Source organism: Aquabacterium sp. A08 (genome assembly GCF_011742065.1).
The window spans coordinates 1-682 of the sequence record NZ_JAAQQT010000028.1 but is presented as its reverse complement, the minus strand read 5'-3'; the positions used below and the strand labels follow the sequence as shown (position 1 = coordinate 682).

Below are 682 nucleotides of genomic sequence, written 5' to 3'. Positions count from 1 at the left end.
TGGGCCGTGCCCGGCCAGTTCGTGCCCGAGTTCGAGCAGGTGATGAACGCCCTGGCCCCGGGCCAGGTGTCCGAGCCGCTGCAGTCGCGCTTCGGCCTGCACCTGATCCAGGTGCAGGAACGGCGCCAGGCCGAGGTCAGCCGGCGCGACCAGCGCGAGTGGGTGCGCAACGTGCTGCGCGAGGAAAAGACCGAACGCGCCTACGAGGACTGGGCCGCCGACCTGCGTGCGCGCGCCTACGTCGAATACCGCGAGCCGCTGCAGTGAGCGCCGGCCCGCACCGCGCGCGCAAGCGCTTCGGCCAGCATTTCCTGTCCGACGGCGGCATCATCGACGCCATCGTCGGCGAAATCGCGCCCAAACCCGGCCAGTTCGTGGTAGAGATCGGCCCCGGCCTGGCGGCGCTGACGCAGCCGCTGGTCGAGCGCCTGGGCCAGCTCACCGTGATCGAACTCGACCGCGACCTGGCGCTGCGCCTGCGCGCCCACCCGCAGCTCACGGTGATCGAGTCCGACGTGCTGAAAGTGGACTTCCGGGCCCTGGCCGCCAGCCGGCCCGAGCCCATGCGGGTGGTGGGCAACCTGCCTTACAACATCTCCAGCCCCATCCTGTTCCACCTGCTGGGCGTGGCCGACGTGGTGCAGGACCAGCACTTCATGCTGCAAAAAGAGGTGATCGACCG

2 protein-coding genes are annotated in these 682 nt (G+C 69.9%); both read left to right on the top strand.

Features of this window, described 5'->3' with window-relative positions:
* A partial coding sequence (locus HA630_RS26655; RefSeq protein ID WP_208299873.1) for a peptidylprolyl isomerase occupies positions 1 to 267 on the top strand: 267 nt, incomplete at its 5' end.
* The coding region (locus HA630_RS26650) for an rRNA adenine dimethyltransferase family protein (RefSeq protein ID WP_371809167.1) at positions 264 to 682 on the top strand (419 nt) is incomplete at its 3' end. The genes HA630_RS26655 and HA630_RS26650, both read left to right, overlap by 4 nt.